General features: G+C 54.2%; 27 protein-coding genes. 15 read left to right on the forward strand and 12 right to left on the reverse strand.

The window, feature by feature from the left end:
* Window positions 1-63: 63 nt before the first annotated feature.
* A complete protein-coding gene (locus tag AC2FFH_RS22260) occupies window positions 64-282 on the reverse strand; it encodes a hypothetical protein (RefSeq protein ID WP_496845345.1) in 219 nt (72 codons plus the stop codon).
* A gap of 97 nt (window positions 283-379) precedes the next feature.
* A complete protein-coding gene (locus tag AC2FFH_RS22265) occupies window positions 380-1,294 on the reverse strand; it encodes a LysR family transcriptional regulator (protein ID WP_496845346.1) in 915 nt (304 codons plus the stop codon).
* Between the two features lie 189 nt (window positions 1,295-1,483).
* On the opposite strand from AC2FFH_RS22265, the gene AC2FFH_RS22270 reads away from it, so the two are divergent.
* The 6 genes from AC2FFH_RS22270 to AC2FFH_RS22295 all read left to right on the forward strand — a co-directional run bounded on the left by AC2FFH_RS22270 (window position 1,484) and on the right by AC2FFH_RS22295 (window position 4,952).
* Window positions 1,484-2,104: a class I SAM-dependent DNA methyltransferase gene (locus tag AC2FFH_RS22270; RefSeq protein ID WP_496845347.1), complete on the forward strand. Its 621-nt coding sequence runs from the start codon at window positions 1,484-1,486 to the stop codon at window positions 2,102-2,104.
* A gap of 34 nt (window positions 2,105-2,138) precedes the next feature.
* Window positions 2,139-2,795 carry a DUF2306 domain-containing protein gene (locus tag AC2FFH_RS22275; RefSeq protein WP_496845348.1) on the forward strand — a complete coding sequence of 219 codons (657 nt, stop codon included), beginning with the start codon at window positions 2,139-2,141 and terminating at the stop codon, window positions 2,793-2,795.
* A gap of 62 nt (window positions 2,796-2,857) precedes the next feature.
* Window positions 2,858-3,277: a DUF6326 family protein gene (locus AC2FFH_RS22280; protein ID WP_496845349.1), complete on the forward strand. Its 420-nt coding sequence runs from the start codon at window positions 2,858-2,860 to the stop codon at window positions 3,275-3,277.
* A 50-nt stretch (window positions 3,278-3,327) separates the two neighbouring features.
* Window positions 3,328-3,984 (forward strand): methyltransferase domain-containing protein, encoded by a 657-nt coding sequence (locus AC2FFH_RS22285; RefSeq protein ID WP_496845350.1) that lies wholly within the window; start codon window positions 3,328-3,330, stop codon window positions 3,982-3,984.
* A 48-nt stretch (window positions 3,985-4,032) separates the two neighbouring features.
* Complete coding sequence (locus AC2FFH_RS22290; protein ID WP_195822647.1) at window positions 4,033-4,404, forward strand: VOC family protein; 372 nt, start codon at window positions 4,033-4,035, stop codon at window positions 4,402-4,404.
* A 74-nt stretch (window positions 4,405-4,478) separates the two neighbouring features.
* Window positions 4,479-4,952 (forward strand): GNAT family N-acetyltransferase, encoded by a 474-nt coding sequence (locus AC2FFH_RS22295; RefSeq protein ID WP_496845351.1) that lies wholly within the window; start codon window positions 4,479-4,481, stop codon window positions 4,950-4,952.
* A gap of 138 nt (window positions 4,953-5,090) precedes the next feature.
* Here the strand turns inward: AC2FFH_RS22295 and AC2FFH_RS22300 are convergent, their stop codons facing one another.
* Window positions 5,091-6,455, reverse strand: coding sequence for a tetratricopeptide repeat protein (locus AC2FFH_RS22300; protein WP_496845352.1), 1,365 nt, complete (start codon window positions 6,453-6,455; stop codon window positions 5,091-5,093).
* A 114-nt stretch (window positions 6,456-6,569) separates the two neighbouring features.
* Here AC2FFH_RS22300 and AC2FFH_RS22305 point away from each other — a divergent pair, with 114 nt between their 5' ends.
* From AC2FFH_RS22305 to AC2FFH_RS22330, 6 genes are all read left to right on the forward strand, one after another.
* A complete protein-coding gene (locus AC2FFH_RS22305) occupies window positions 6,570-6,803 on the forward strand; it encodes a hypothetical protein (protein ID WP_496845353.1) in 234 nt (77 codons plus the stop codon).
* Window positions 6,804-6,808: 5 nt separating this feature from the next.
* Window positions 6,809-8,437 (forward strand): sulfatase-like hydrolase/transferase, encoded by a 1,629-nt coding sequence (locus AC2FFH_RS22310; RefSeq protein ID WP_496845354.1) that lies wholly within the window; start codon window positions 6,809-6,811, stop codon window positions 8,435-8,437.
* 891 nt (window positions 8,438-9,328) lie between these two features.
* Window positions 9,329-10,318: a helix-turn-helix domain-containing protein gene (locus tag AC2FFH_RS22315; protein ID WP_496845355.1), complete on the forward strand. Its 990-nt coding sequence runs from the start codon at window positions 9,329-9,331 to the stop codon at window positions 10,316-10,318.
* 78 nt (window positions 10,319-10,396) lie between these two features.
* On the forward strand, window positions 10,397-12,274 hold the full coding sequence (locus AC2FFH_RS22320; protein ID WP_496845356.1) for a cation:proton antiporter domain-containing protein: 1,878 nt from the start codon (window positions 10,397-10,399) through the stop codon (window positions 12,272-12,274).
* Between the two features lie 32 nt (window positions 12,275-12,306).
* Entirely contained in the window at window positions 12,307-13,974 is a 1,668-nt protein-coding gene (locus AC2FFH_RS22325; RefSeq protein ID WP_496845357.1) for an aldehyde dehydrogenase family protein, read from the forward strand.
* A 134-nt stretch (window positions 13,975-14,108) separates the two neighbouring features.
* Window positions 14,109-14,930: an SDR family oxidoreductase gene (locus AC2FFH_RS22330; RefSeq protein ID WP_496845358.1), complete on the forward strand. Its 822-nt coding sequence runs from the start codon at window positions 14,109-14,111 to the stop codon at window positions 14,928-14,930.
* Window positions 14,931-15,368: 438 nt separating this feature from the next.
* On the opposite strand, the gene AC2FFH_RS22335 is transcribed toward AC2FFH_RS22330, so the two are convergent.
* Window positions 15,369-16,154 carry a DEAD/DEAH box helicase family protein gene (locus tag AC2FFH_RS22335; RefSeq protein WP_496845359.1) on the reverse strand — a complete coding sequence of 262 codons (786 nt, stop codon included), beginning with the start codon at window positions 16,152-16,154 and terminating at the stop codon, window positions 15,369-15,371.
* Between the two features lie 214 nt (window positions 16,155-16,368).
* Window positions 16,369-17,067, reverse strand: a complete 699-nt coding sequence (locus AC2FFH_RS22340; protein WP_480761839.1) for a hypothetical protein — start codon at window positions 17,065-17,067, stop codon at window positions 16,369-16,371.
* Window positions 17,068-17,413: 346 nt separating this feature from the next.
* Between AC2FFH_RS22340 and AC2FFH_RS22345 the strand changes: the two genes are divergently transcribed.
* Window positions 17,414-17,836 carry a nuclear transport factor 2 family protein gene (locus tag AC2FFH_RS22345; RefSeq protein WP_480761838.1) on the forward strand — a complete coding sequence of 141 codons (423 nt, stop codon included), beginning with the start codon at window positions 17,414-17,416 and terminating at the stop codon, window positions 17,834-17,836.
* A 232-nt stretch (window positions 17,837-18,068) separates the two neighbouring features.
* Here AC2FFH_RS22345 and AC2FFH_RS22350 read toward each other — a convergent pair whose 3' ends face one another.
* Window positions 18,069-18,536, reverse strand: a complete 468-nt coding sequence (locus tag AC2FFH_RS22350; RefSeq protein WP_496845360.1) for a hypothetical protein — start codon at window positions 18,534-18,536, stop codon at window positions 18,069-18,071.
* A gap of 71 nt (window positions 18,537-18,607) precedes the next feature.
* On the opposite strand from AC2FFH_RS22350, the gene AC2FFH_RS22355 reads away from it, so the two are divergent.
* Both AC2FFH_RS22355 and AC2FFH_RS22360 read left to right on the forward strand, forming a co-directional pair.
* Window positions 18,608-19,081, forward strand: a complete 474-nt coding sequence (locus AC2FFH_RS22355; protein WP_480535255.1) for a DUF6714 family protein — start codon at window positions 18,608-18,610, stop codon at window positions 19,079-19,081.
* Window positions 19,082-19,101: 20 nt separating this feature from the next.
* A complete protein-coding gene (locus tag AC2FFH_RS22360; RefSeq protein WP_480535254.1) occupies window positions 19,102-19,407 on the forward strand; it encodes a hypothetical protein in 306 nt (101 codons plus the stop codon).
* A gap of 458 nt (window positions 19,408-19,865) precedes the next feature.
* Here AC2FFH_RS22360 and AC2FFH_RS22365 read toward each other — a convergent pair whose 3' ends face one another.
* From AC2FFH_RS22365 to AC2FFH_RS22390, 6 genes are all read right to left on the reverse strand, one after another.
* Entirely contained in the window at window positions 19,866-20,480 is a 615-nt protein-coding gene (locus tag AC2FFH_RS22365) for a p24 family protein (protein WP_496845361.1), read from the reverse strand.
* Window positions 20,481-20,492: 12 nt separating this feature from the next.
* Window positions 20,493-21,209: a HupE/UreJ family protein gene (locus AC2FFH_RS22370; RefSeq protein ID WP_171096735.1), complete on the reverse strand. Its 717-nt coding sequence runs from the start codon at window positions 21,207-21,209 to the stop codon at window positions 20,493-20,495.
* A 60-nt stretch (window positions 21,210-21,269) separates the two neighbouring features.
* Window positions 21,270-21,623, reverse strand: coding sequence for a hypothetical protein (locus AC2FFH_RS22375; RefSeq protein ID WP_496845362.1), 354 nt, complete (start codon window positions 21,621-21,623; stop codon window positions 21,270-21,272).
* 29 nt (window positions 21,624-21,652) lie between these two features.
* Complete coding sequence (locus AC2FFH_RS22380; RefSeq protein ID WP_496845363.1) at window positions 21,653-21,853, reverse strand: hypothetical protein; 201 nt, start codon at window positions 21,851-21,853, stop codon at window positions 21,653-21,655.
* A 150-nt stretch (window positions 21,854-22,003) separates the two neighbouring features.
* Complete coding sequence (locus AC2FFH_RS22385; protein ID WP_496845364.1) at window positions 22,004-22,696, reverse strand: DUF3299 domain-containing protein; 693 nt, start codon at window positions 22,694-22,696, stop codon at window positions 22,004-22,006.
* A gap of 71 nt (window positions 22,697-22,767) precedes the next feature.
* On the reverse strand, window positions 22,768-23,788 hold a 1,021-nt coding region (locus tag AC2FFH_RS22390), incomplete at its 5' end, for an amidohydrolase family protein (RefSeq protein ID WP_496845365.1).

Here is a 23,788-nt window from a genome sequence, read left to right on the forward strand (position 1 = left end):
TGACTTCGGAGAGAACCAAGACCCCGGCGGACAACAAATCCAACGCCCTTGACAATACCGCGATCAGAGAACCGCTTCCCGCCCTTCGTGACGGATGCCGCACCTTTCATGAATGAGCAGATTGGGCTCAATGCTGACCTCGGTGCCGTTGCAGCAAAGCCCCCTGCCCTTCCAATAGCTGATCACGAGGACGGCCCAAACCAGCCGTTCATCGCGAGATAAGTTGCCGCATTGCAGCTTCCCCAAAGCGGAAGTTGATCGATTGCGCAGCATTTCCAACATTAACGTACACTCATCGGACAAAACGAACTCGTGCAAGCGCAGCTTCAACTATTGCCACGCGACCTTACTTGCTCCGGGTTCGGCGCTTTTGCACCTGTTAATCGCCACCACTTCGGCGCTTCGCAACGTCTGACAGACCCCGGGCCAGCAGGTCGAATACGATCCGGATACGACGGCTGGTCTGTAACTCCCGATGGGTGACCAGCCAGATTGGAAACTCAAGCGAAGGGAAATCCGGCAAGACCTTCTCTATGCCAGGTTCAGCCTCGCCCAACGTTTCGGGCTGCATAGAGACGCCGTAGCCCGCTTTCACCAATTCCCATGCGACGACACCGCTCTCGCTCGACATCACGAAGCTCTCTGCGCGAACGGGCACGCCCATGTTGTGCAGTGGGGCCATTAGCCGCTCGGGGTCGGCATTGCCGACGAAATCGAGTGCAGCCACATCGCGCGGTGTCCGTGGGCGGCTTGCACGATCGAGATAGTCGGTCGCGGCATAGAGATTGGCGCGAAAGTCGCCCAAGTGCCGTGCGATCAGGTCCGGCTGATCCGGGCGGACGTGGCGTATCGCGATGTCCGCCTCGCGCTGCGTCAAATTCTGCATCTCACTCGACGCAAGAATGCGGACGCGGATGCCAGGCGCCATCTGTCTCAACGGCTTGAGCACACCCGGCAGGATCGCTGCTGACAAGAGGTCCGTTCCCGTGACCGCGACCTCTCCGGTGACATCCTGAGATTTACCGTCGGCCACCATCGAGATGAGCGTTGCAGCCTCGCCCATCGTGCGCATGTGATCAATCAGGTCGCGTCCTGCTTCCGTCAAGGTAAGACCACGGACGCTACGTTCTACCAGCGTGACGCTAAGTGCCTCCTCCAACGCACCGATCTGCCGTCCTATCGTCGGCTGCGTTGTCTTCAGCACGCGCGCCGCGCCGCTGAACGAGCCTTCTTCCGCTGTCGCGAGGAAGGCGCGTACCTGGTTCCAATCGAAGGAGACGGCCTGCCAGTTCATTCATGAGCGTATAGCAGGTGGACGAATTTAAGCAATCGACCTTTCATGAGCGCATGGATGATACCGGCTGCGAAACGGGATCGGCCCGATCTCGGCAACCGAAAGCGACACAATGTATTCCGCAGTTTCTTACGACTGGCACATCCGCGCTGCTTCAAACCTGAAGTGTAACATGCAAAGGAAACCGACATGACTGCCCAAGCCTTCTGGGACCGGCATGCGCCCAAGTACGCAAAAAAGCCCATCGCCGATGTCACCGCCTACGAAGAAAAGCTAGAATGCGTCACTGAGCTTCTTCGATCGACCGATCGCGTTCTTGAAATCGGCTGCGGGACAGGCGGCACCGCGAGTAAGATCGCGACTGTCGTCGCTCATGTGACCGCAACCGACCTCTCTGCCGAGATGATCCGGATCGCCCGGTCACGATCAGGCGGCGATGCCGCGGGAACACCAGATTTCCTTCAGGCGGAGGCGGCGCAACACATTCCTGGCCAACCGTTCGAGGTCATTTGCGCGTTCAGCCTACTTCACCTGGTGGATGACATACCCACCGTGCTGGATTCAGCATTCCACCAAATGAAACCCGGCGGTCACTTCATATCAAAGACGGTTTGTCTGAAGGACGCGCCGCGCTGGATGCGAGCCATGGTTCGTTTGCTCATGGCCGTGCGGATCGCGCCTAATGTGATCATCTTGAGCCGCGCTGAATTGACCCGGCACCTGATCCGGGCAGGGTTCGAAATCGAGCAGACGCGGTACTTCGGAAAGAACCGACCGAGCCACTTTATCGTCGCCCGCAAGCCCGCCTGAGGCAGACCGACACCTTATTCTGAGAGACTGAAGCATGTACTTTATCAGCCGTCGCGAATGGGCGTTCCTTGCCCTCGTGTTCCTCTACTCTTTCATTCCGGCAGTCGTCGGGCTGGTCCGGATTCCGGAACTTTTCGGCGCTCCGGCGATCATACCGCCGAACCCGCGTGCGGTGATCGAGCCCCTCCCGATCACATTGCATATCCTCGGCAGTTCAGTTTTCTGCCTTGTGGGGGCTGTGCAGTTTCTGCCGAGCCTGAGGCGCTACCGCCCCGCCTTGCACAGGACCCTCGGGCGGATCGTGGCGGCCACGGGATGCGTCAGCGCGCTTACCGGGCTATGGATGACCGTAGCTTACGTATTTCCCGACGCCCTGCAGGGACCATTGCTTTATGGGGCGAGGGTCACGCTTAGCCTCGCGATGGTCGCCCTCATCGCATGGGCCGTCGTCGCGATCCGGTCGCGAAACGTCGCTGCGCACCGCGCTGCGATGCTGCGCGCTTATGCCATCGGCCAAGGGGCCTCAACGCAGACCGCGCTCTTTCTGGTCACGATGGGCCTCTTTGACACTGAGCCGTCGGGGTTTTCCCGTGACGTCCTGATGGTCGGGGCGTGGGCCATCAACCTTGCGATTGCGGAACTCCTGATCCGCCGCGCCTTTGCAACGCGCACATCCGGCGCGGTGATCTGAACCCGGTCGTGCTCCCGGCCTGATACCGGCAAACTCCAGAAACACAGAAAGAAGACACCAAAATGAGACGGCTCGATCCCCATATTCTTCTTTTGGCCCTGTGGCTGTTCATACTGCTCAACATCATCTTTCGCGATATTCACCAGTTTGTCCTCGCGTCCCATATCGAGATGCTGCTGACAGGCCATTACAACGGCATCGAGATCACCGAAGGGCTGATGCTTTTGGGCGGTTTCCTCGTCCAAGTGCCGATTGCGATGGTGCTCTTTTCGCTCCTGCTAACCCGCAGGATTGGTCGCCCTGTCACCTTTCTTGCAGCGATCGTCACAACCGGTACGCTCCTTTCCTCGGCCCCCACCGACATGGATGACACCTTCCACCTCGTCATCGAGATCGTGGCTCTAATCGTAATTCTCTGGACCGCATGGACGTGGCCCGAGCACGAACACACCGCGCCGCAATCCGACGCAAGTTCTCCGTAAAAAACGTGCGCGCACCGCGGACACGATGAATGAATAATAGGACCAAATAGATGTTGGCAGAAACGCCTTTAGACGATGCGGTTGATCTTTATGACAAGCTCGCACCTCGCTACGACAAACTTCATCATCGCTGGCTGCGTCATGCAGGCGGCGAGGCGCAGGCCGCCCTGGAAGGTCTGGTGCGTGCGCTTGCGACGCCGAATTCGAGGCTTTTGGATGCTGGCTGCGGCACCGGCAACCTGGCACGTAGACTGATCGCCGAGGGCATGCCGCCGAATTTGATGACCCTTCTCGACCCGTCCGCAGCGATGCTTGCACGCTGCGCCGACATTCCTGTGCCGAAGATACAAGGACGGTTGGAGTCCCTGCCGTTTGAAGATGGCACGTTCGATCTTGTGACGTGTGCTTGGGCTTTGGAAACCGTCCCCGATCCCCACCTGGCTTTGAGTGAGCTTTGCAGGGTTGTTCGAGCCGGCGGCGCGCTTTGTCTCGCGTTCTGCGCGGATGAGCCTGCCCGTGGTCTTGCCGACAGCCTTATGCGGCAGGCGCTTTTGTTTCGCGGGACCGGCCGGTTTATGTCCCGCTCCCGATTGATGCAGGCAATCGAGCGTTTCGAAAATTTTGAAGTGCGGACAATTCCGAGCCATGGTCCGGCCTCGACCCTGCTTGCAAGGCGGTCTGGCGCAGCAACCCAGGCGCCTTTGTAGTCGGGCTTAGAGTTGAAAATAGCGCCCACAGATTTACGGAGATCAAGCATGATCGGATATGTTACCCTCGGAACCAACAACTTCGAGGCCGCGCTGAAATTCTACGACGCCTTGTTTTCGAGCGTGGGCGCAAACCGTCTTTGGAAACACGGCGATATGGCCGCATGGGGCCGCTCAAGGGCCGAGCCTGCATTATGCCTTGCTTGTCCATTCAATGGGGCACCGGCAAGCGTTGGAAACGGGGTGATGGTCGCTTTGAAAATGACCAACAGAAAAGCCGTCGATACGCTTCACGCCAAGTGCCTCGAACTTGGCGGAACAGATGAGGGGCCCCCCGGCCCACGCGGAGATCATGGTTTCTACGGTGGGTATTTCCGGGATCTAGATGGCAACAAATTGAATGCGTATGTCCCAGCGTGACTGTAAGCAAAGAACTGGCTTGGCAGAACGCGTTCAACGGACGAAGAGCGACGAGCACATCGAAAGACGCGACAATGAAATCTGAAATAGAATTTGTCCGATTGTCGGAAGTCGACCCGGCCAAGATATTGGCTCACATGTCCGACCCGCGTGTGGCGGAGCATATGCCTCTTTTGAGAATGGCCTGGGATGCCTCGACCGTGGCGCGGTTTGTCGCCAAGAAGGAAGAATGCTGGGTACGTGACGGACTTGGACACTGGGCATTTTTGTCCGATGACGGATATGTCGGCTGGGGTGGCTTTCAAAAAGAAGGAGCCGAGTGGGACTTCGGACTGGTCTTGCGGCCTGACACGTTTGGCCTCGGACCGCGCATCTCGCGGAAGGCGATCGATTTTGCGATTTCCGATGAACGCATCCCGTATGTGACCTTCCTTTTGCCACCCTCTCGAACGCGTTTGCGGGCACTCGAAAGACTTGGTGCGCGGCAGGTCGGCGAAGTCGATTATGATGGCGCGACCTTCCTCAAATTTCAACTTGCGACAGGATGACAGAATTGTCCGATTTCTGGCACATCCCAGCTTCAGAGTGTCGTAAACCGCGGCCCAAAGCTGCCGCCCGCACGGAGTTTATTTCTTCATTGCGGCTTCCCAGAAGCGGACATTGAAAGGCGCCGTTACATAGTTTGGCTATTCCGCGCGCGCCGTCCAACCAAGTGATCTCAGACGGTCCAATACTTCATTCGCCGCCGCCTCTTCCTTATGTAATCTCAGCAATACAGCCTCCACCGGGAACTGCGGCCAGCTTTCTTCAAGTAAAGCCAACAGACGTTTCCCTTCTTCTGATTGACCCATCGCCTGTCTCGTAGCTGCAAGGTAGATGATGCCCGGCGCTGACAACGGACCGCCGCCGGAATTACCCTCTTCGAACGCCGCTGCTGCCGCTTCGAAATTGCCGGTATGAAAATGCGCAGCACCAAGAATGTTCAAGTAGGCAAAGCGGGTATTGGGACCGGTACGCCTACGTTCTCGGTTGCCTGCTGTTAGTCCAAGGTCAGGGTTGCCGGACAAGATGGCCACGACTCCATAGAAGTCCAGTACATTCCCGTCATTCGGAGCAAGTGATACGGCCCGTTCAGACAGGCGCAACGCTTCGTCGTGGTCACCCGCAACAAAGGCTACCCAACCGGCGGCTGATTGCGACCAGGCATCGCTGGGCGCGATTGCAAGTGCTTGCTCAGCCATCTGCTGAGCTTCGGCAAGGAATGCGTCGTGTTGCGGGCCGCTTAGCGACAACAGTGCCAGCGATGCAAGTGTTTGGGCCGCACCGGCATATGCTCCGGCCGCGTTCGGATCGGCGTCAATAGCTGTTCGAAAAATCTCAGTCGTCAGCCGTTGACGCTCAAAGTCGAAAATCGGCCAGATCAACGCCCGCGCCTGATCCGTCAGATTGGCGGCTTCCAACGCGGCTGGGGACTGCTCCATCAACGCTTCGCGCTCAAGTCGCGTCTTGTCACTATTGGAAAGCGAACGCGGCTCCCGGGGCCATAAGACAAGAAGCACAGCAACCGTAATGCAAATCAGAGCAAGCACCACCAACGGCAAAGTTCGGACGCTGAAACTACGTCTACGAGGCCAGACCTCAGTCGAGGCCTGGGTGTCTAAGGTCTCGTCCGTTTTGATGCGCCGTTCGAAACGTGGTGCGTAGCCGCCTTTGTCGATGTGGATTCGAGTATCGTCAGCGGCGCCTTCGTCCTCGTAATAGTCTTCCAATAACCGTCGCAATCGTCCGGCTTCAACACGCACTACATTAGCTGATGTCGGATCATCTGCGTCCCTTTGGTAGACATGAAGCGCAATGGTCTTCGCCAAAAGACCATCCTGTCGGCCCTGAATGGTTTCCTCGGCCACAAAACTCAAGAAATCCTTCAGTTTCGGTGAGGTCGAAAGCGTATGGCTCTCTAAGACTCTGCACGCTACAGCGCGCATTTCTTTTCGTGTCAAAGGCGGTGATCCCTCATTATCACCTAACTGATCATCTTCAAATTCAGTCATTATTTGCAAAGCCTTATAGGCCAACCTCACCCCGCAACTTAGGGTAACTCACTTTCGCATTCAAAGCTAATGTCCACACTTAAGCCAGTAAAACACAACCAGAGCAACTGTCCGGTGAGCTATCTGAAACGCCAAGATCCAGAACTCTACGCGCGGTACTTGCAACTGCGACATGTCGATCCTCGTCTGTGCGACGTGTTCGATGATCTGGAGTTTATGGCCCAAAATGTTGAGCGTGACCAACACGGAGGGTCCGTCGTCATGGCGGACATACTGGCCGAATTGGTCAGCGAGCTTCGGATCAGGGTAGCCAAATGCGAGACAGAGCGAAGTACGACAAAGGAGTGATGCCAATGGCTGCGAAGTGTTTTGTTCTAAAAGCGATTGTGGCGGCTATGCTCGCGTCTACTGGCAGTGCCCTTTCAGCGCAGGATGAAATTGTTCATGACGCGGAATTCCTCCGGATGGAACAAGAATTCGGCACGCAATGGGGTCTTGATGACGACGAAGTTGCTGCGAAACTGGCCGCGTTGGAAGAGCGCTTCGGTAAGAAGCCCAACATCGTGTACATCCTGGCTGACGACGTGGGCTACACCGAATTGGGAAGCTACGGTGGTGGCAAGATCCGCGGCGCCCCAACCAACAACCTCGACCGCATGGCAGAGGAAGGCATGCGGTTTCTTTCATTTTACTCGGAAGTTGAGTGCTCACCATCTCGCGGTGCGGTGATGACCGGGCGACACCCGATCCGCAATGGTCTCTACAACATTACATTGCCCGGAGAGGTTGGGCGCGGGTTACATGGCGAAGAAGTGACGATCGCCGAGATACTCTCGGAAGCGGGCTACTACACTGGCTTCTTCGGCAAGTGGCACATGGGTGAAGATGAAGAACATTTTCCGACCAATCAGGGGTTCGATGAAGCCGAATGGTCTGAGGGCAATCCTCCCTGGTGGGTCGCCAATTGGGAAGCCAGCGCCGATGAGGATGCGGGTGGTTTCAACAACAGGGGCATGATCAATTCTCCCGGTCCCGAAGGATTTCCTTACGACAACGGCGGCGTGATGCGTGCACGTCGTGGTGAAACACCCGAAATGGTCTATCGCTACAGTCTGGAACGCTACAACACATACGATTCAGAAGTTGCCGATAACGTCATCAACTTCATTGAGCGTCGGGCGAACTTGGACCAACCGTTCTTCGTGAACTTCTGGGGCAAGGGAAATCACTTCTGGGGGGCGCATCCGGATTTTCGTGATACGCCGGCACAATCCAACACTTCGGCCCAGATGGTTGAACATGACTACAATGTGGGGCGTGTGATCAAAACACTCGTCGACCTGGGCATTGCTGAAAACACACTCGTCATCTGGAGCTCGGACAATGGCCCGATGTACACCGTGCATCCGCATGGCGGCTACTCTTTGCTTCCGGGCACGAAGGGCGAAACCAGAGAAGGCGGCATTCGGGTTCCCGCACTGGCTTGGTGGCCGGGTATGATTGATGCCGGTCAGGATCCACTGGATCTGGTGCAGATAACTGACTGGTTCATGACGATGGCGCGACTGGCAGATGCGGAAGATTACATTCCCACGGATCGTGTGATCGATGGTGTAGATCAGAGCGGGCTCTTGCTTCTTGGAGAAGGTGCTGGGCGCCGGGACTACATATTCCATTACAATCGCGATCAGCTTGAAGCGGTGCGCAAGGATCAGGTCAAAATGAATCTCAAGCCGAACAACCCTGATTTTCATTTCTACGAGATGTTCAATATCTACCACGATCCGGCAGAACGCTTTCCCAACGAAATCCAGAATGGACTCTGGGCCGGACCGGGTCTCACCAAGATGATTCAGGATCATTTCGCACTGATCCAACAGTTTCCCCACCGGGTGTTGCAGGGGCACTATCGGGATTTCGATCGGTCCTTCGATCCTGAGCCGACGCCAGTCTATACCCCGCAGAAAACTGTGGATTGGTAGGTCGACTGGTTCACACATTGCTCTGACCGCTTGCACGAAGATCACCAAAACACGCGGTCAGAACCTTTATAGTTCTGACTGATCTTTTTGAAAACGAGACTGCGACATGCGCCTACATTCAATTTTTGCCTGATTGAATATTTCTTGGACATTTGATGTTGTTTTCAAATCAGCAGTGCGCACAAATTTTCATTCACGAACTCAACAGATCAACTTGACGAACGGCCCATAAAAGACATTCGCCACCCACACGCGATGCTGCGTTCGCAGCCCGCGTTGCCGACATTCGCTGCGGGCGCAAAACTTGGACACCTTTGAACTCACCGAATGCGGACAAAGTGAGCTTTCGCTGCGGTTGCGCCAGTGACCGCTATGGAGACGATGCCCGCATATCCGCGAGCCTTGCCCTCATATCGCCAAGACTGACTCTAGTTCTTTCTTCGCATTTTCACTGGCGGAGTTTAGGTTTTATCCGGTGACCAATCTGACTATCGACAACAGTGTGTCCGGCGAGCGCGACTTAGGTTTTACTATATTTGAAGTCGTGGTTCGTTAGGCGTTGCTCAATGTTGTAAGGAACCGGACGCATCGTGCGCGCAATGCCAAGCGTCCTATGACACTCCAAAAGCCCGATGTCGAACACTCCATATCTCCATAACCCAAAACGTCAGGGCCGTGCGCACGCATGGGACAATCCTTAGTGACAATTTATTGGGCTACCGGGTCAATTCCCATGGGCAATCAACCGACCAGACTATCATATTGCGCCAAAATACCATCTGAACGTGCCAATTATCTATAGGCCTATGGTCCACTTGAAGTGACGCGTACACTAAGGGGCGACCCAAAACCTTGTTATAGGAGGCTAAAACGCCAAACCGCCTTTACCCCATGGCCAAATACATCGCGCAGGTGGCCAAATTACTAAATATTTCACCCGAGCGGATCGCGCGCCGAGCCCGGCTCACAGCAGATTTCACACGCGCCGAGCGTGTCGAGTTGACGCCTTCGCAAGTGTTCGATCTTTGGCGAGCTGTTGAAGCTGAAGCCGGTCGCCCCGATTTATCGCTCGCTTTGGGCAAACTCTTTGCACACGCGCATTTTACACCTGCGATGTTTGCGTTTTCTTGTTCGCCTGATGTTCGGACCGGCCTTCACCGCTTGTCAGTGTTCAAACCACTGATGGCACCGGTAACCCTGCAAGTCTCCGAGGAAGGTGATTACCTGCATGTCGCAATCGGATCAATAGACCCAAAAATTCAAATCCCGCCGCAAATGGTCTGGTTTGAAGCAATCTTTCTGCTGGAATGCATTCGTTGCCACACCATCAAGCATATCGTTCCGGCGCGCATAGAATTACCACTCATTGAACATCCAGGGGATGAAGTGATTTCATACTTAGGATGCGAACCTGAGAGAGGCGCACGGATTTCACTGCATCGGCAAGATGCTGATTTACTCTTGGTCACCGAGAACGAGGAAACCTGGCCAGAATTCGAGAAGCAACTTCGAGACCGAATGGCAGCACAGGAGCCGGAAGTGGTCTTCGTATCTAGGGTTAAGAACGCCTTACGCGAAATGCTGCCATCAGGAGAAGCAAGTATTGAAGCGATCTGCGAAAAGATGGCCATATCCAAACGCACCCTGCAGCGCCAATTGAGTGAAGAAGGCGAAACTTTCAAGAAGGTTCTCGCATCGACGCGCTTGGAACTGTCAATGCACTATCTGAACGAAGAAGATCTAAGCATCGAAGAAATCTCGTTTTTGTTGGCATACCGAGAGCCAAACTCATTCTATCGCGCTTTCCAACGCTGGACGGGCAAGACCCCAGCGGAAGCGAGAGGTGTGTCAAAGGTTGAACTGAATTTTCTAAATAAATGAAGTGGCGGGGTTACAACGAGGACAGCACTGTCATCAGGCTGCGCGCGACACATATCAACCTTTTCTGGGAGTTTGAGTTTGTCGGCTGATTTCATGCTCATCACATTTTCATTGTTCTCTGCCGGTGCGATCGCGGTCCCGCTGGCGACGCGGTTTGGCCTGGGGTCCGTTCTTGGTTATTTGATTGCGGGCATTGCGCTCAGCCCCATACTTGGCGCGATCGGAGCAGACCTCATCGCTCTCCAGCATTTCGCCGAGTTCGGCGTTGTAATGATGCTGTTTTTGATTGGCCTGGAAATGAGCCCACGCGAGCTTTGGGCGCTTCGCAATCGAATTTTTGTACTTGGAGGTCTGCAGATCGGTCTGACGACCATGGCCTTTGCATTGATCGCTCTCGTGCTCGGCCAGCCCTGGACCGTCTCGCTCGCTATTGGCTTGGTGCTCGCTCTCTCTTCAACGGCGATTGTCAATCAAACCCTGAAGGAGAAAGGCCTGTCACGCTCCGATGGCGGGCAGTCCAGTTTCTCTGTGCTACTCGCGCAAGACATCGCTGTGATCCCAATGCTGGCATTGGTCCCGCTTCTCGCCCTGCCGGAACTTACCGAAGCGCTTAGCCACGGTTCGGGCCACGCAGACGATCACGGCGGCTCCGGGTTCAACATCTCTCTGGTTGAACATCTCAGCGGTTGGCAGACCGCCATCGTTACGGTCATGGCCATTGGCGGGGTGATTGTGATCGGACAATATCTCGTCACTCCCCTATTCCGCTTTGTTGCCAGAGCGCGGCTGCGCGAGCTCTTTGTGAGCACAGCCCTCATGGTGGTGCTTGGTATCGCGCTTCTGATGACAATGGTCGGCCTCTCGCCAGCGCTTGGCACGTTCCTCGCCGGTGTTGTCCTCGCAAGCAGCGAATATCGCCACGAGATTGAAAGCGATATTGATCCGTTTCGCGGGCTGTTCCTGGGTGTGTTCTTCATGACCGTTGGCGCCGGTATGGATTTCGACCTGCTCTTTGGCAGTTTCGGATCCATTATGGGGATGACCTTTGGCCTCATCGCAGTCAAGGCCATTATCTTGCTTGTTCTGGCGCAGGTTTTCAAAATCAAGGGGAGCGACCAATGGCTCTTTGGATTGGGTCTCGCGCAAGCAGGTGAGTTTGGATTTGTTTTGCTGTCCTTCACTGTCGCAAACGCCGTCATTCCCGCCGGTGTCGCTGACACTTTGTTGTTGGTGGTTGCGCTCTCGATGCTCACGACGCCCCTCATGTTTATCGTCCATGAGCGTTTGATCGTACCGCGCTACATTTCCGGTGAGGACACCGCCTCTGATGAGATCGAAGACCACTCTGGCATTATCATTGCCGGGCATGGGCGCGTCGGTGGGATCGTCAATACGGCATTGCGTGCATCCGGCTATGAAACGACTGTTGTTGATTACAGCAGCCAGCAGTTGGAGATGCTGCGCCTTATCGACCTCAAGGTGTACTATGGAGACGCCACGCGCCACGATCTCTTGAAAGCAGCGGGAATTGACGAGGCCAAGCTTTTGATTGTTGCCATTGATGGCAAGGATCAAACCACTGAGCTCGTCCGCTATGTCTGCGAAACGCATCCGAATGTGCATGTGATTGCCCGGGCCTATGACCGCATTCATGTCTTCGATCTGTGGGACGCAGGGTGCCGCGACATCATCCGTGAAACATATGACGGCTCGATACGTACAGCGCGCTCCGCTTTGGAGGCTCTGGGGCATACCAAAGAGGCGGCAGAGCGAATGATGGCCGAGTATGACGCGTTCGAGAGAACGCGCATGTTGGAGACGGCCGAGCTCCACAAGCCAGGCGTCGCCATACATGAAAACGAGGAGATGGTCGCCAAGTATCAAGAGACGCAAAGTGAGTGGGAGGCAGAGCTTCGGGACCGCGTCCACAAGGCGAAGACAAATCAAGCGGAGTGATCCGTCCTAGTGGGCGAATCTGATGGCACCAAATGATATTGTTGGCTTTTTGGGCGCCTGCTAAAAATCGTTACGAATTCAAGCAAGTACCGAAGGAATTACCCGTGAAAGCGCTGGAAGCATTCGATAGTCTTAGTCCCACATCATGGGCCGAAACCTCAGTCGTAGATCGGCTCGCTCTTATTGTAGAGATTCAGGAGAACATTCTGAAACACTGCGACGAGCTGGGGGCTGCCGATGCAGCGATGAAGAATGAGCAAGTTGGCGCAGAAGGCACATCGCTGGCTGAGGGAATAGTCACAACCGTCAACGCGATGGGCAATACGCTCATGGGTATCCGGCATCTCTACGAGGCGCTTGTGCATGGCGAATTGCCAACGCCAATCGCGATCAAGCAATTGCCTGATGATCGCTCTGAGATTGAGGTGTTTCCGCTATACAAAAAAGACAAATTGATTGCGGGCAAAGTGAGAGGCTTCCTTCACGTGGCCGGAGAGCCAAGGCAGGTCAATCCGCTCGACAAACCCGCCGGTATCATCGCTGTATCAGGGGCAGGCAACTATAGCTCCTCTATCGAGATGGCGATGGCGCTGTTTCTGGAAAACAAAGCGGTGATCCACAAACCGCACCAGCTCAATGAAGAGTCAGACAAGGTGTGGGCGAAGATTTTTACCCCGCTCATCGAACGTGGAGCTCTTGCCTTCATCGACGGCGACCAAGGACGTGAAATGTCGGCGCTCGAGGGGCTCCACTCGATTTACTTTACCGGATCGACAGGGGTTGCTCATGCGATCCAGAACGCAGCGAGCGCTCCGCTCGTCTCAGAGTGTGGTGGCAACAACCCGTGCCTCATCGTGCCAGGGAAGTGGACCGACAAGGAAATCGAGCATTGGGCGATCCAATTGGCATCGGTCGGCAAGCTCAATGGCGGTGCGGTTTGTGGGCGACCGCAAACAATCATCACATCGAAGAACTGGCCGCAGCGCGATCAGTTCATCACGGCGCTGCGCAACGCGATCTCTGAGACAACTTTCGGAACCTCTACCTATTATCCGGGCGTTGCAAAGACCAAGGAAGCGTTCCTCGAAAACCAGCCAACCGCAGAGGTGTTAAAACCCGAAGGCGGCAATCACCCGAACAGTGACTTCGTGTTCATTCCGGGCATCGGTGAAGATGATTTTGCGGTCAGCAATGAAGCCTTCTGCCAAATCTTCAGCGAACTTCCATTGGATACGGCGAACGACGCGGGTGATTTCCTCACCAAAGCCGTGGACTTTTGCAACAATCGTCTGCTCGGCACGCTTGGCTGCATGATGCTGGTGGACAACGACACGTTCAAAGCGAACGAAGCCGCCGTTCACTCGGCCGTTCACGAACTCGACTATGGCGGTATCGCAGTCAACAATGTGCCACCCAATATCTGGCTCAATGCCTATCTGACTTGGGGCGGTTGTGGCGAGACGACAGAGGACTTCGTTTCCGGGGTTGGCAATTTCGGCAACGGTCTGAACTTTGAGAACGTCGTGAAATCAGTGATTATCGATGATTTTGGGGCGTCTGCCTTCGCATTCACGAACCGAAGGCAAGTGGACCACATGTTGGTGAACGCGTCCAAATACTCGGTCGATCAAAGCTGGGGCCGGTTCGCCAAGCTCGCAGGACAAATGGCCTTGGACAGCCTGCACGGCAAAGACTTTTAATGACAGCCCATTGATTTAGTCCGGTGGGGATTGCGCCCACCGGGATGACTAAAAATGGCGCGGTCTTTTGTTTGGCACCGCGCCCCATTTCGCCAATCCGGCGAGGCACACATAGACCATGACAGGAGATGAATATGACACAAACAATTCTAATCACAGGGTGCTCCAGCGGCATCGGGCGCATGACCGCCAAGTTCTTTCAGGAGAAGGGCTGGAACGTTGTCGCAACCGTGCGCTCCAACCCAGAAGATGATGACGAGCTGAACGCGTTAGACAAAGTGTTGGTGACCGCTCTCGATGTGACCAACGAAGAGACCATCAAAAGCGCGATGGCTGAAGCGGTTGAGCGCTTCGGTAAGATCGATGTGCTTTTGAACAATGCTGGCTATGGCGCGTATGGCATATTGGAATCCACGCCCGAAAAAGCGATCCGTATGCAGTTCGACGTGAACGTCATCGGTGCGCTGCTGGTCACGAAAAACGTGCTTCCCTACATGCGGGCAGCAGGTGAAGGAACCATCATCACCATCTCTTCCATGGGCGGCAAAATCACCTTCCCGCTTGGCACGCTCTATCACGGTTCAAAATTTGCCGTAGAGGGCATGATGGAATCGCTCTCCTACGAGCTTGAGTCTATAGGAATCAAAGTGAAGCTGATCGAGCCGGGAATGATCAATACCAACTTTGCTGAAACAACTGGATCAATGATTAACTATGACCGGGAGCAGGCTGAGTATGGTCCCTTCATGGACAAGGCGCTCGCCGCTATGCAAGCCGCTGGCTCACAAGGATCTGACCCCATTCTGGTGGCAGAAACGATCATGCAGGCCGCCACAGATGGCAGCGATCAATTGCGCTACATCGCAGGCCCGGATGCCGAGCAGGTAATCGCGGCCCGTAAGGCAATGGATGACGCTGAATACCTTGCTATGATGAAAGGACAACTGGGGCTTTAACTTAATCGTGAGCGGCCGCCCCAAACCGCTTTTCCCACCTACTTACAGCGCGCGCCCACAGAGTCCACTATCGATGCTGGACACTTAGATCATTCCCCCAGACGACTTTAGCGGACGTTTGGTGACTTTGCAGCATCGGTTAAAGTGGGCTCTAAGCCGACTTCGGTGCCGTCGCAGCAATGCCCTCTGCCTGATAGTGCCTGATCACGCGGACGGCCCAGAGCTGCCGTTCACCGGTAGTCTTCGTCGCTGCGGTGCGGACCGCCAGACCGGACTTTCGCTGCGCTGCCGAAATCCTGACCAATTAGAATTCACGCATCGCGGACAATACTGTCACTCGCCTGTTGAGGGTGGATGACCACAGGCAGCCCAATTTGGACCTTCGCAACCAACCTTATCGGTTTCGGGTATACCAATGGAGCTGACTTTTGCCCGGGACTACACCTGATACCAGTTTTCGACGTCTCGGACGACTTCCTGGACTGTGAAAGCAGCCTCTACCTCTGCGACAGCACGTTGCACTTCGTTTGGGCTTGCACTGAGTTCCAAGATGTTCGCATTCAGGTCATGGGCTGACCCGGCATCTGAATAAATCGTATCGACCGCAATTCTGACGGCGTTTCGGTGTTGCAGCAGGTGCTCAAAAAATCGGACATAGATCGCCTCCTCATACGGAGAATGGGTGTCAACCTTAGAGACTAAGCCCAATTCAACAGCCTTGGCGCATGTTAGGCGCCAGGCCAGTTCCATTGTCGGTGGAGGCGCATCTCTGGCCTCATCAGGATGTTTTGGGTTCGCAAACGTTGACCTTCGGATGGCTTCGAGATCAGCACGCAAGCTTTTTGTGGGAACAGGATAGATGAATGTGGTTTCCTCGGATGCTAAGGTTGGTTCAACCTGATCCGGCTGCACCTGGATGAACTCGGAAAACCTGTTTCCGATGATAGGGACTTCACCGACAATCATGTCTGTGGGGTCGGTATTCTCTACCAGCCATCGCGCCAGGGCTCTCCGCCCCCACAATCCAGCGGCCCTTCGTACCAACGGATGAGTTCCATCTGAAACATCTGGATAACTCGCGAGTATGTCTTCGGTCTGAAACGCCGCGAGCCCCGTGTCCCAACGCATAATATGCACACGACGTCCCAAGGAGATCGCAATGGATATCTGCTGACGCAACAGGAACGACTTTCCAGATGCTGGTAGTCCGGTGAAGAAAACCATGCGACAACGACGTGCAGCGTCGGTCAAGTGTTTTCCAATCTCAGAGTCCGCGAAACTGTCGATAGAAATTGCGAATCTCCTAATTCGGTGTCGGCCACAGGTCTAAACGGCAATCGGGCTTTGCTGCCCAAAAACCGTTTCCAGAACGTGACCTAAAAACTAACTTAGCAATACCAGGTGCAATATTGCTGACACGCGCTCCAATGCCGCCTGATCAGTCAGTTGCGAAGCAATAAAACAGACCCGCCCCGCCAGAACGCGGCAGATGTTCCTCTCCGCAGCCGCGCGAACCGTGCGATGAGTTCCAGGACAACATGTTTCGGGCATCGTTGAGACCTACACGGTCATGGTGCCCGACAATCGCAGATCCGTCCTCGCTGTTCGAAGTCCAGTTACTGCATGTTGTGTCACCACCTGCCGTAGAGAAGTATCCCGCAGAATCGGAGCCGGTCAGAATGTCATGTTTGTTTGGCTGACTGCCACGCCCATTGACAGGGTTGCCGTTTTCGTCAAGCGCGGTCTGTAGATTGATATTCACACCGTCACTGTGCAGGTCTTCAACATTGTTGGCGATAAGCTCTCCATTGGCATTATACCAAGGACCCGACCCGATCCGGTCGCGTGCAGAAATGCCATTGGTGATTGTCATCGGGTCAGTGCTGCGATCAATGGACATTGAGGTGCTCAGATAGGCCGCAAAAGTTTTCGAAGAACCGGCCGCGGAAGCAAGTGCATTGCAATGAGCATCGGCACCTTCGAGGCCTCCTAGATTGGCACCATCCCCCTTGCCTACACTAGTGATGAAGAACGACATCTCCTCACCTGCCGATTGCGCCTGTGCGGCCGTTGCGAAACCGCAGATTACGAGTGCAGCAACCCCATGAACAGTTGTTCTTTTGGTGAACTTCGACATGTTTGTCTCCCTTCGTGCTGAGTAATCACTGATGCTAGTCGTATGCTCCGATTGGGTCCATGAAATAGCGCTCACGATTTGTAGAATACAGCAGCGAAGCCTGCCAAACACGTGATTACTGAATATCGGCTGGCACAAACTTTGTGGCGGACTTTTGTTACCTCCGCAGCAACAAGAAAATTTGGTTCGTCCGACATTTTCGCCGCTGGGTTTGCCAGCGCCCGGTTTGAGGAGCACTCTTTCGCTGCGCTGGGAATGAACGCCTAAAACGCGGATACCTATGACTTATTGCACATACGCGTCTAAGATACGTCCATGGTCTCACCCTCAAAGCCAAAGAGTGGCCATGTTCGAGAAAGGAGCAACCAAAATGTTGTTTGCTGATGCGCTGGAGAAAGCTTCTTCGTATGCTGCTGCGTGGAGTTCCAACGATCCGGCACAGGTAGCAGCACATTTCGCAGAAGACGGGGCGGCTCGGCTCAATTCCGGCGCGGCGATACAAGGTCGGGAAGCAATTGCTTCGGATTACGCAGCCCCGTTCTTCCGCGATTTCCCTGGTTCTTCCGTGTTGCTGCATGATTTTCGTTCATCAGGGAACCACGCTCTCTTTACCGGTATGCTCGTCGGTCCCGGAAGGCGTGAAAATTCTCCTGTTCGCCTGTTGGGCTGGGAGGAGTGGACCCTCGACGACAATGGCTTGATACAGTTGTCTTTGGTTTGGTTCGACCGCGACGACCATGCCAGACAGGGCGGCGGTACTTTCTCATAGTGATATCGCCACGCAAAGCGGGCATTGTAGCATCTGAAAGGCGCGGCAAAGCTGATCCTTAGCAAACGAAAACTCGTTTACGTATTTGGTCTAACTATGCTGAATACACTCGCAGCCAACTGTGACAGGTGCAGTACCTCCTACCAAATGCGTACCCAATTGCGATTGAAGTGAGATGGCAGGTGGGTTCCTATGGCATTCGTTGCCGAGGTGGTCACACAGTCTTCTGCACCTACCGCGGTAGGCGTAAGTGTTTGGGTATATATTGTTCCTCGCAGGTGACGGGTTTTCCGACGCTTTCAAAGCGATACCCAGTAGCGTGGAAGCAAATGCGACCGCCGCGGCGGTCATTCAGCCCGATGGTCCAGGCAAATTCGGAATAATCTATTCCGTGGATCCGAACTGGTTCTCTGGACCGGGTAATCCGGTCGATTGGCAGCGGTGTAACGGTCGATTTCGGAAACGAAAAGGAAACGAACAGATCGGAAACGCCCTCGAAACACAGATTGACCTGGTAAACGGAAAAACTGAATTGCCCGTTGTCCTGCCTGATCCACTCCTCAATGTGGTCGATATCGAGTATTAGTTCGCTCACCCAGTCATTGTTGTCTGGGTCAGGCGAAACCAATTTTAGGGCATAAATGGAATTGTCGTGGAATTCATGACTGACGTCCTGAAAGAGCCTCTGTCCGTTATCCATTGCAATCACTCGAATCCGAATTGTTGCTGACACGCTCGATTTCGGGGTTTCAGCCAGTTTAATATGTCACCATGCCAAAGGTAACGACAACAACGGAAGCTCTTGCAACTCAGATCATTGCTGCATTTGACGGCCTTGATCCACCTGCTGATGATGAACTTCTTCACCCCGAATGTATGGATGACGTGGATATTCTTGAATTCTACGGCGGGGTCAAATGGCATGAGATGACCGGTAAAATGATCGTATACAGTTACGCTGCCCCCACGGCTTTCAGCCCCAAAGCCTTTCAGTACTACTTGCCCGCGTATCTGATATGGACTCTGCGAAATTCAGACAGCCCGGAATATGCCAGTGAAAGCATTCTTCGGGCACTCGACCCCGGCACATCGAATGAATTGCTGCACGAGTTCCGGAAGTCCAAGTTCAACCAATTGACGCCTGCACAGAAGGAGGTCGTGTTGAGGTTTCTGTACCATTTCAGCGACAACCCTAATCTTGGTGAATTTGCACAAGCCGCATTGATTAACTACTGGATAGAATAAGGCATGTGGTTACCGGTTTGATGATATCTACGTATTTGATGTGGCTCTTCGCAGCGCTTTTTGTCGTAACCGGTTTGCCGTTGGCATTGACTGAGGATGAGCAATGGCAACGGCTATGGGGGGGATCCAGTGCGCTGTCTCTTGGCCTTTTTGCTTTATCGATGGCAGCAGATGGTTTGCTTAGAGGCCAGATTAGAATTCACTTTTCGATTATCCGCCGCTCCAGCCAGCCGCGTTTGTTCTTCAGCGCTATAGCATTGGTGTTCGCAGCCGGCGCCGGAGTCATCATTGCTGTTGTTTGGGCGATTTTCTTTAAGGATTGGTAAGATTTGCCCAGCACGGTTTGACTTAAGAACCAATGGGCCAATTTAGACTGAACGAATACGACCGTTGCGATTTTGTTGGTTTGTCAATTTTCCCTGTTTTCGAACCAGTCGAACACCATAGTACCCCACTCCATTGAGAAGGAAGTATTGTAGCCTACAGCATTGCACATTCAGCGGGTGCAGACGGAAAAGCCCTAAACCGATCACCCGAGTGGAGCACATGGATGACGGAAGGGTCGGCATAACCTCCGGATGTTTACAACAATCAAAACGGGCAAATTGGGCTCAGTGTTGCCGTTCTCCGCAGCAAGCATGATTGGCTGGTCCCAGCCCAAAACGGACATTCAATCCAAGACTTTGCAATTCCGGCTTAGCGGACTTTGCCGCCATTGACGTCCCAGTATCGAATAGCCGCTTTTATGCCGCGCCCCCGGTTCCTGGATGCGCGGCATGAGGAATTACTCGCTCCGCACAATTCCCGAGTACGCGCCATTTAGGTTGAGTGTGACTGTAACCGCCTCATCGTCCCTGTTTCGCCAGAACCAGCCGTGATCACCGGCGAAGGGAGTTTCAAAACTGCCCTCGCCTTCGGTTTGACCGCGCCCCTTCTCGTAGATCACGTTTTGGTCGCCTGCATGAGCATGGAGGTCGAAGTTGATACGACCACCCTCAGCCACCCAAGAATAGAACAGGGTATCGCCCTCTTCCATGGTTGCCTTGATCTCGGTGAACTCACCGGGTTCGAGCGTGAACGTGATTGTATCCTGCCACGCCTCCTGAGCGTGTGCTGTGCCAACGAACAGACCGAACACGTTATCCCATAGGCTGGACGACTGATCAGCCCCGTGAAGCTGTTGGTCTTGTTCTGCTTCATCCGCCAGTTCCTGCTTGATTTCACCCATTTCGGTCAGGCCAAGCACGCGGCCTGCACCCGTTGGGTCGATCCCGTATTCCGCAGGCAGCACAACAGCGACCAGTATTGCCACGGCGCTGACAGCCGCGATGATGGTGGACCGAAGGAGTTGGGCAGAGCTTGGTAACTCTTCGAGGCTCGGTTTCTTTGCGTTAAACATCTGTGCTGTTCCTTATGCGGCCACGAAGTAGCCGGTGAGTTGGTATCCCATCAGCACAAAGCCGATGGTCATCATGACGACATTGACAGTGTAGGCTTGTTCGAAAAACTTGGCGCTCTTTCGCCAGTACCCCATGACGATGAGGATGGCTGCGAGTGCAAGAAGTTGACCGATCTCGACGCCCACATTGAACGCAAGAAGGTTAGGCAGAAGCCCGTCTGGTGCAATCTGGTAGTCCAATATCTTCGTGGCTAAGCCGGTGCCGTGAAACAGGCCGAAGATGAAAGTCGCTGCCTTGGTGTTAGGCTGGAAGCCGAACCAGCGTTGATAGGCCCCAAGGTTGTCGAGCGCCTTGTAGACTACCGACAGCCCGATGATGGCATCGACAATGTATGAACTGATGCCCCAGCCAAACCAGACGCCTGCAAGCATCGTGATGGAATGACCCACCGCAAAGAGGCTCACGTAGACTGCTACGTCTTTCGACCGATAGAGGAAGAAGACGACGCCAAGGAGGAACAGGATGTGGTCGTAGCCCGTGACCATGTGTTTGGCCCCGAGATACATGAAGGGGATGATGTGCACACCCCAGATTTCTTGGATGTAGCCAGCATCGCCGGGCGTAACATCATGCGCCAATGCTGCGCTCGTCGATAGCAACAACATGGATAGGATGAAGAACGCGAGACGCTTAGAACTGCGCCTGACGCCCTCATTGAGGGTTCTCATGGATTATCTCCGCTTAGTAGTTGGATTGATCAGTAGTGCGCGAGAGCCGCGCAGTGCCGATCAAGCGCGCGGAGGTCGATCTATGCGGAACTGACGGGTGGGGCCGTTGACTGAAGGCAGCCGTAGCCACGCCTCGCCTATGTGCAATTCAGGAGTGGTGCCGGGACCACAGGAAAGGAACGCTTGGTTGTGGTCGTGATCGGCCACATCGTGGCTATGACCGTGCATGGCCCAAAAGAGGTCTTCTTCTAACCCATGCGAATGGCCATGATCCTCGACCATTTCCAGATGGTCTTGGATCGTCTCAAAAATCGCCGGTGCGTGAGAGAATGATGGCGTTACGGACCAAACGACCAACGCGAGGCAGAGGGCAGCCAAACCAACTCTCTGAATATGCTCGTAAGCCTGTTTCATCACATCTGTCTGCCCGGTGATTGCAGCCTTTATGCGGCTGCCACGATTTTGTTCACTTCTAAAGTAGTGTGCGCCACGTGGTCAATTCCACCTAACAAGCTCTTGTATTCGTCTGGTGCTCTTGGAGCCGTTGAAGCGACCGAGACGATGGCTGAATAGTACCCCGGGCCGACCTGCCAGATGTGCAAGTCGGTGATCTTGTCGGTGCCGCTTTCGACTGCATCGCGCACCTCGTCGACGCGGATCTACGGAAATCCACTAAAATCACTCGGAAATAAACACAGTGCCTCAACCAAATTCAAGGAACCAATGAATTTTGAAAGCGTTCGCAAAATCGAGACAGAAAACTGACACCAAAGGCAAAACAGTGTACGTCCAAGCTATTCGTCGTCTGTTGCAGAAACCCGTTTCTTGATGCCAGAGCGCAGAATAGGTTCAACTCGGGTTCTTTTCTCGGAAATCGTTGCTGACTCTAACAACCAAGCACTCTTCATTTCGACATGTCCGTCTAGTACGTACGCCCACTCCACGCTACGCCTTTCAGTAAGAATGCCCGAGATTTCGACTAATTCGTAGTTCCCTTGCAATGCATCTTTGAAATCGGTTTTACCAATCCTTATGAGTTGGTTAGGAGGTGGCGGGGGTTGATGACTACACATCCCCCGCTCTGGAACGACATAGCCAACGATCTCTCCGGAGGACAGGTGCTTGGCCGCAACGAAAAAACCAACAATCTTGACGGGCTGGCCGTCGAAAAGATCATTACCTTCCCAATTCGCCGTTTTACGCTTTTTAGCGACTATCTGACGCTGAGAAAGTAGCCATTTGTAGTCGACTCCAGCGTTCGTCAGCGCGAGTTCTTTGTGCTTCACCTCTTCTTTGAGGTTGGCGATTTCCTCACCGTTTCTGGTGCTGGCATTCAATCTTTCCTTTAGACGCACATAGGAAGCGAGGTCCGCCAGTTGGACAAACGACAATTCTTCGAAAGGGTCCTCAAAGTCTTGCGAATGCGCATCGATCAGTTCAGAAAACTCTATCGGTTGGAATGCCTCAGTCACTGTTGCCGAATTCATGAAGGCAACAATGTATATTGCTTTCCATACTAGAATTCTCGTCCGAAATGATCTCATCGTGCGCAAAATCGTCAATCAAGGACTTCGTTGCGGATCGGCTGTCCGGCATAAACGCCCTCAAGCACCTTGGAATCGCTGACGACAACCGTGCCATTAACAACCACATATGGAATTCCTGTCGTCGGCAGGGCATTGGTGCCAAGATCATAGCCCGAGTTCTCGGTGACTGTAGCTGGGTCGAATACCACGATGTCTGCGACCATTCCCGGCTGAATTCGGCCGCGTACACGCATATCAGGCACCATGTCTTCAATAAACCGGGCCGGGTAGTAGGACATTTTGGCGACCGCGTTCATCAACGTTATCTCGCCGGTTTCTCGAGCGAGACGAAGGATCTTGCCCGAAGTTCCTGCGCCGCGCGGGTGTCCACGTGCGTCCTCATAGGATGAATCCCACGACATAGGCGCACCATTTTCATCAATGAAAGGGAATGCGTCAGACCCCACAATCGCGTCGGGATCCGCAAATGCCTTCATCATGTCCTCATTCTTTATGTGATGCATGATCATGGTCTCGCCCGGGTCTTCGGCACGGTATTTTTTGTAAGTCTCTTCGTTCAATGTCTCGTTGGTCGCCACGATCAGAAGGTCCGAATAGTCCATACCCGTAGCTTCCTGAAACCCTTCTCCCAGATAATCAGCTCCGATAATGGCACTGCCCTTTTCCCACGGGTAAAACTCGGCAACCACGTCCACACCGTTTTCACGCGCCTGGTTTATGAGATCTAGGCATTCCCCGGTCAATCCAAGGCAGTTGCTTGGTACGTGCTGGACGATCAGTGGCACATCATTGACTTGAGCAACCGTCATGAGTTCCTGAATTCCGAGATATCCACTAGGCGGGATCTGAGACAGGTAACGGACATGCGTCAGGATAAAGGAGTCATACCGTTTCGCCATGCTGGCTACATCAGTTAGTTCGCCACTGGAGACGTTGGTCGCATAACCAACCGGGAAATGTCTGACGTCAGCACCAATGGGACAGTTTAAGTAGATTTGATAAGAGAGGGTTTCTGGCTCATCGTAACCGCCA

This window comes from Ruegeria sp. YTSC003 (assembly GCF_059609785.1).

What these genes read in the sequence shown, in the direction of transcription:
- AC2FFH_RS22345 (WP_480761838.1), top strand. Translation starts at nt 17,414, where the DNA reads ATGTTCGAGAAAGGAGCAACCAAAATGTTGTTTGCTGATGCGCTGGAG.
- AC2FFH_RS22330 (WP_496845358.1), top strand. Translation starts at nt 14,109, where the DNA reads ATGACACAAACAATTCTAATCACAGGGTGCTCCAGCGGCATCGGGCGC.
- AC2FFH_RS22370 (WP_171096735.1), bottom strand. Translation starts at nt 21,209, where the DNA reads ATGAGAACCCTCAATGAGGGCGTCAGGCGCAGTTCTAAGCGTCTCGCG.
- AC2FFH_RS22270 (WP_496845347.1), top strand. Translation starts at nt 1,484, where the DNA reads ATGACTGCCCAAGCCTTCTGGGACCGGCATGCGCCCAAGTACGCAAAA.
- AC2FFH_RS22265 (WP_496845346.1), bottom strand. Translation starts at nt 1,294, where the DNA reads ATGAACTGGCAGGCCGTCTCCTTCGATTGGAACCAGGTACGCGCCTTC.
- AC2FFH_RS22275 (WP_496845348.1), top strand. Translation starts at nt 2,139, where the DNA reads ATGTACTTTATCAGCCGTCGCGAATGGGCGTTCCTTGCCCTCGTGTTC.
- AC2FFH_RS22280 (WP_496845349.1), top strand. Translation starts at nt 2,858, where the DNA reads ATGAGACGGCTCGATCCCCATATTCTTCTTTTGGCCCTGTGGCTGTTC.
- AC2FFH_RS22335 (WP_496845359.1), bottom strand. Translation starts at nt 16,154, where the DNA reads ATGGTTTTCTTCACCGGACTACCAGCATCTGGAAAGTCGTTCCTGTTG.
- AC2FFH_RS22260 (WP_496845345.1), bottom strand. Translation starts at nt 282, where the DNA reads ATGTTGGAAATGCTGCGCAATCGATCAACTTCCGCTTTGGGGAAGCTG.
- AC2FFH_RS22360 (WP_480535254.1), top strand. Translation starts at nt 19,102, where the DNA reads ATGATATCTACGTATTTGATGTGGCTCTTCGCAGCGCTTTTTGTCGTA.
- AC2FFH_RS22300 (WP_496845352.1), bottom strand. Translation starts at nt 6,455, where the DNA reads ATGACTGAATTTGAAGATGATCAGTTAGGTGATAATGAGGGATCACCG.
- AC2FFH_RS22340 (WP_480761839.1), bottom strand. Translation starts at nt 17,067, where the DNA reads ATGTCGAAGTTCACCAAAAGAACAACTGTTCATGGGGTTGCTGCACTC.
- AC2FFH_RS22385 (WP_496845364.1), bottom strand. Translation starts at nt 22,696, where the DNA reads ATGAATTCGGCAACAGTGACTGAGGCATTCCAACCGATAGAGTTTTCT.
- AC2FFH_RS22355 (WP_480535255.1), top strand. Translation starts at nt 18,608, where the DNA reads ATGCCAAAGGTAACGACAACAACGGAAGCTCTTGCAACTCAGATCATT.
- AC2FFH_RS22285 (WP_496845350.1), top strand. Translation starts at nt 3,328, where the DNA reads ATGTTGGCAGAAACGCCTTTAGACGATGCGGTTGATCTTTATGACAAG.
- AC2FFH_RS22310 (WP_496845354.1), top strand. Translation starts at nt 6,809, where the DNA reads ATGGCTGCGAAGTGTTTTGTTCTAAAAGCGATTGTGGCGGCTATGCTC.
- AC2FFH_RS22290 (WP_195822647.1), top strand. Translation starts at nt 4,033, where the DNA reads ATGATCGGATATGTTACCCTCGGAACCAACAACTTCGAGGCCGCGCTG.
- AC2FFH_RS22295 (WP_496845351.1), top strand. Translation starts at nt 4,479, where the DNA reads ATGAAATCTGAAATAGAATTTGTCCGATTGTCGGAAGTCGACCCGGCC.
- AC2FFH_RS22375 (WP_496845362.1), bottom strand. Translation starts at nt 21,623, where the DNA reads ATGAAACAGGCTTACGAGCATATTCAGAGAGTTGGTTTGGCTGCCCTC.
- AC2FFH_RS22325 (WP_496845357.1), top strand. Translation starts at nt 12,307, where the DNA reads ATGATATTGTTGGCTTTTTGGGCGCCTGCTAAAAATCGTTACGAATTC.
- AC2FFH_RS22365 (WP_496845361.1), bottom strand. Translation starts at nt 20,480, where the DNA reads ATGTTTAACGCAAAGAAACCGAGCCTCGAAGAGTTACCAAGCTCTGCC.
- AC2FFH_RS22315 (WP_496845355.1), top strand. Translation starts at nt 9,329, where the DNA reads ATGGCCAAATACATCGCGCAGGTGGCCAAATTACTAAATATTTCACCC.
- AC2FFH_RS22350 (WP_496845360.1), bottom strand. Translation starts at nt 18,536, where the DNA reads ATGGATAACGGACAGAGGCTCTTTCAGGACGTCAGTCATGAATTCCAC.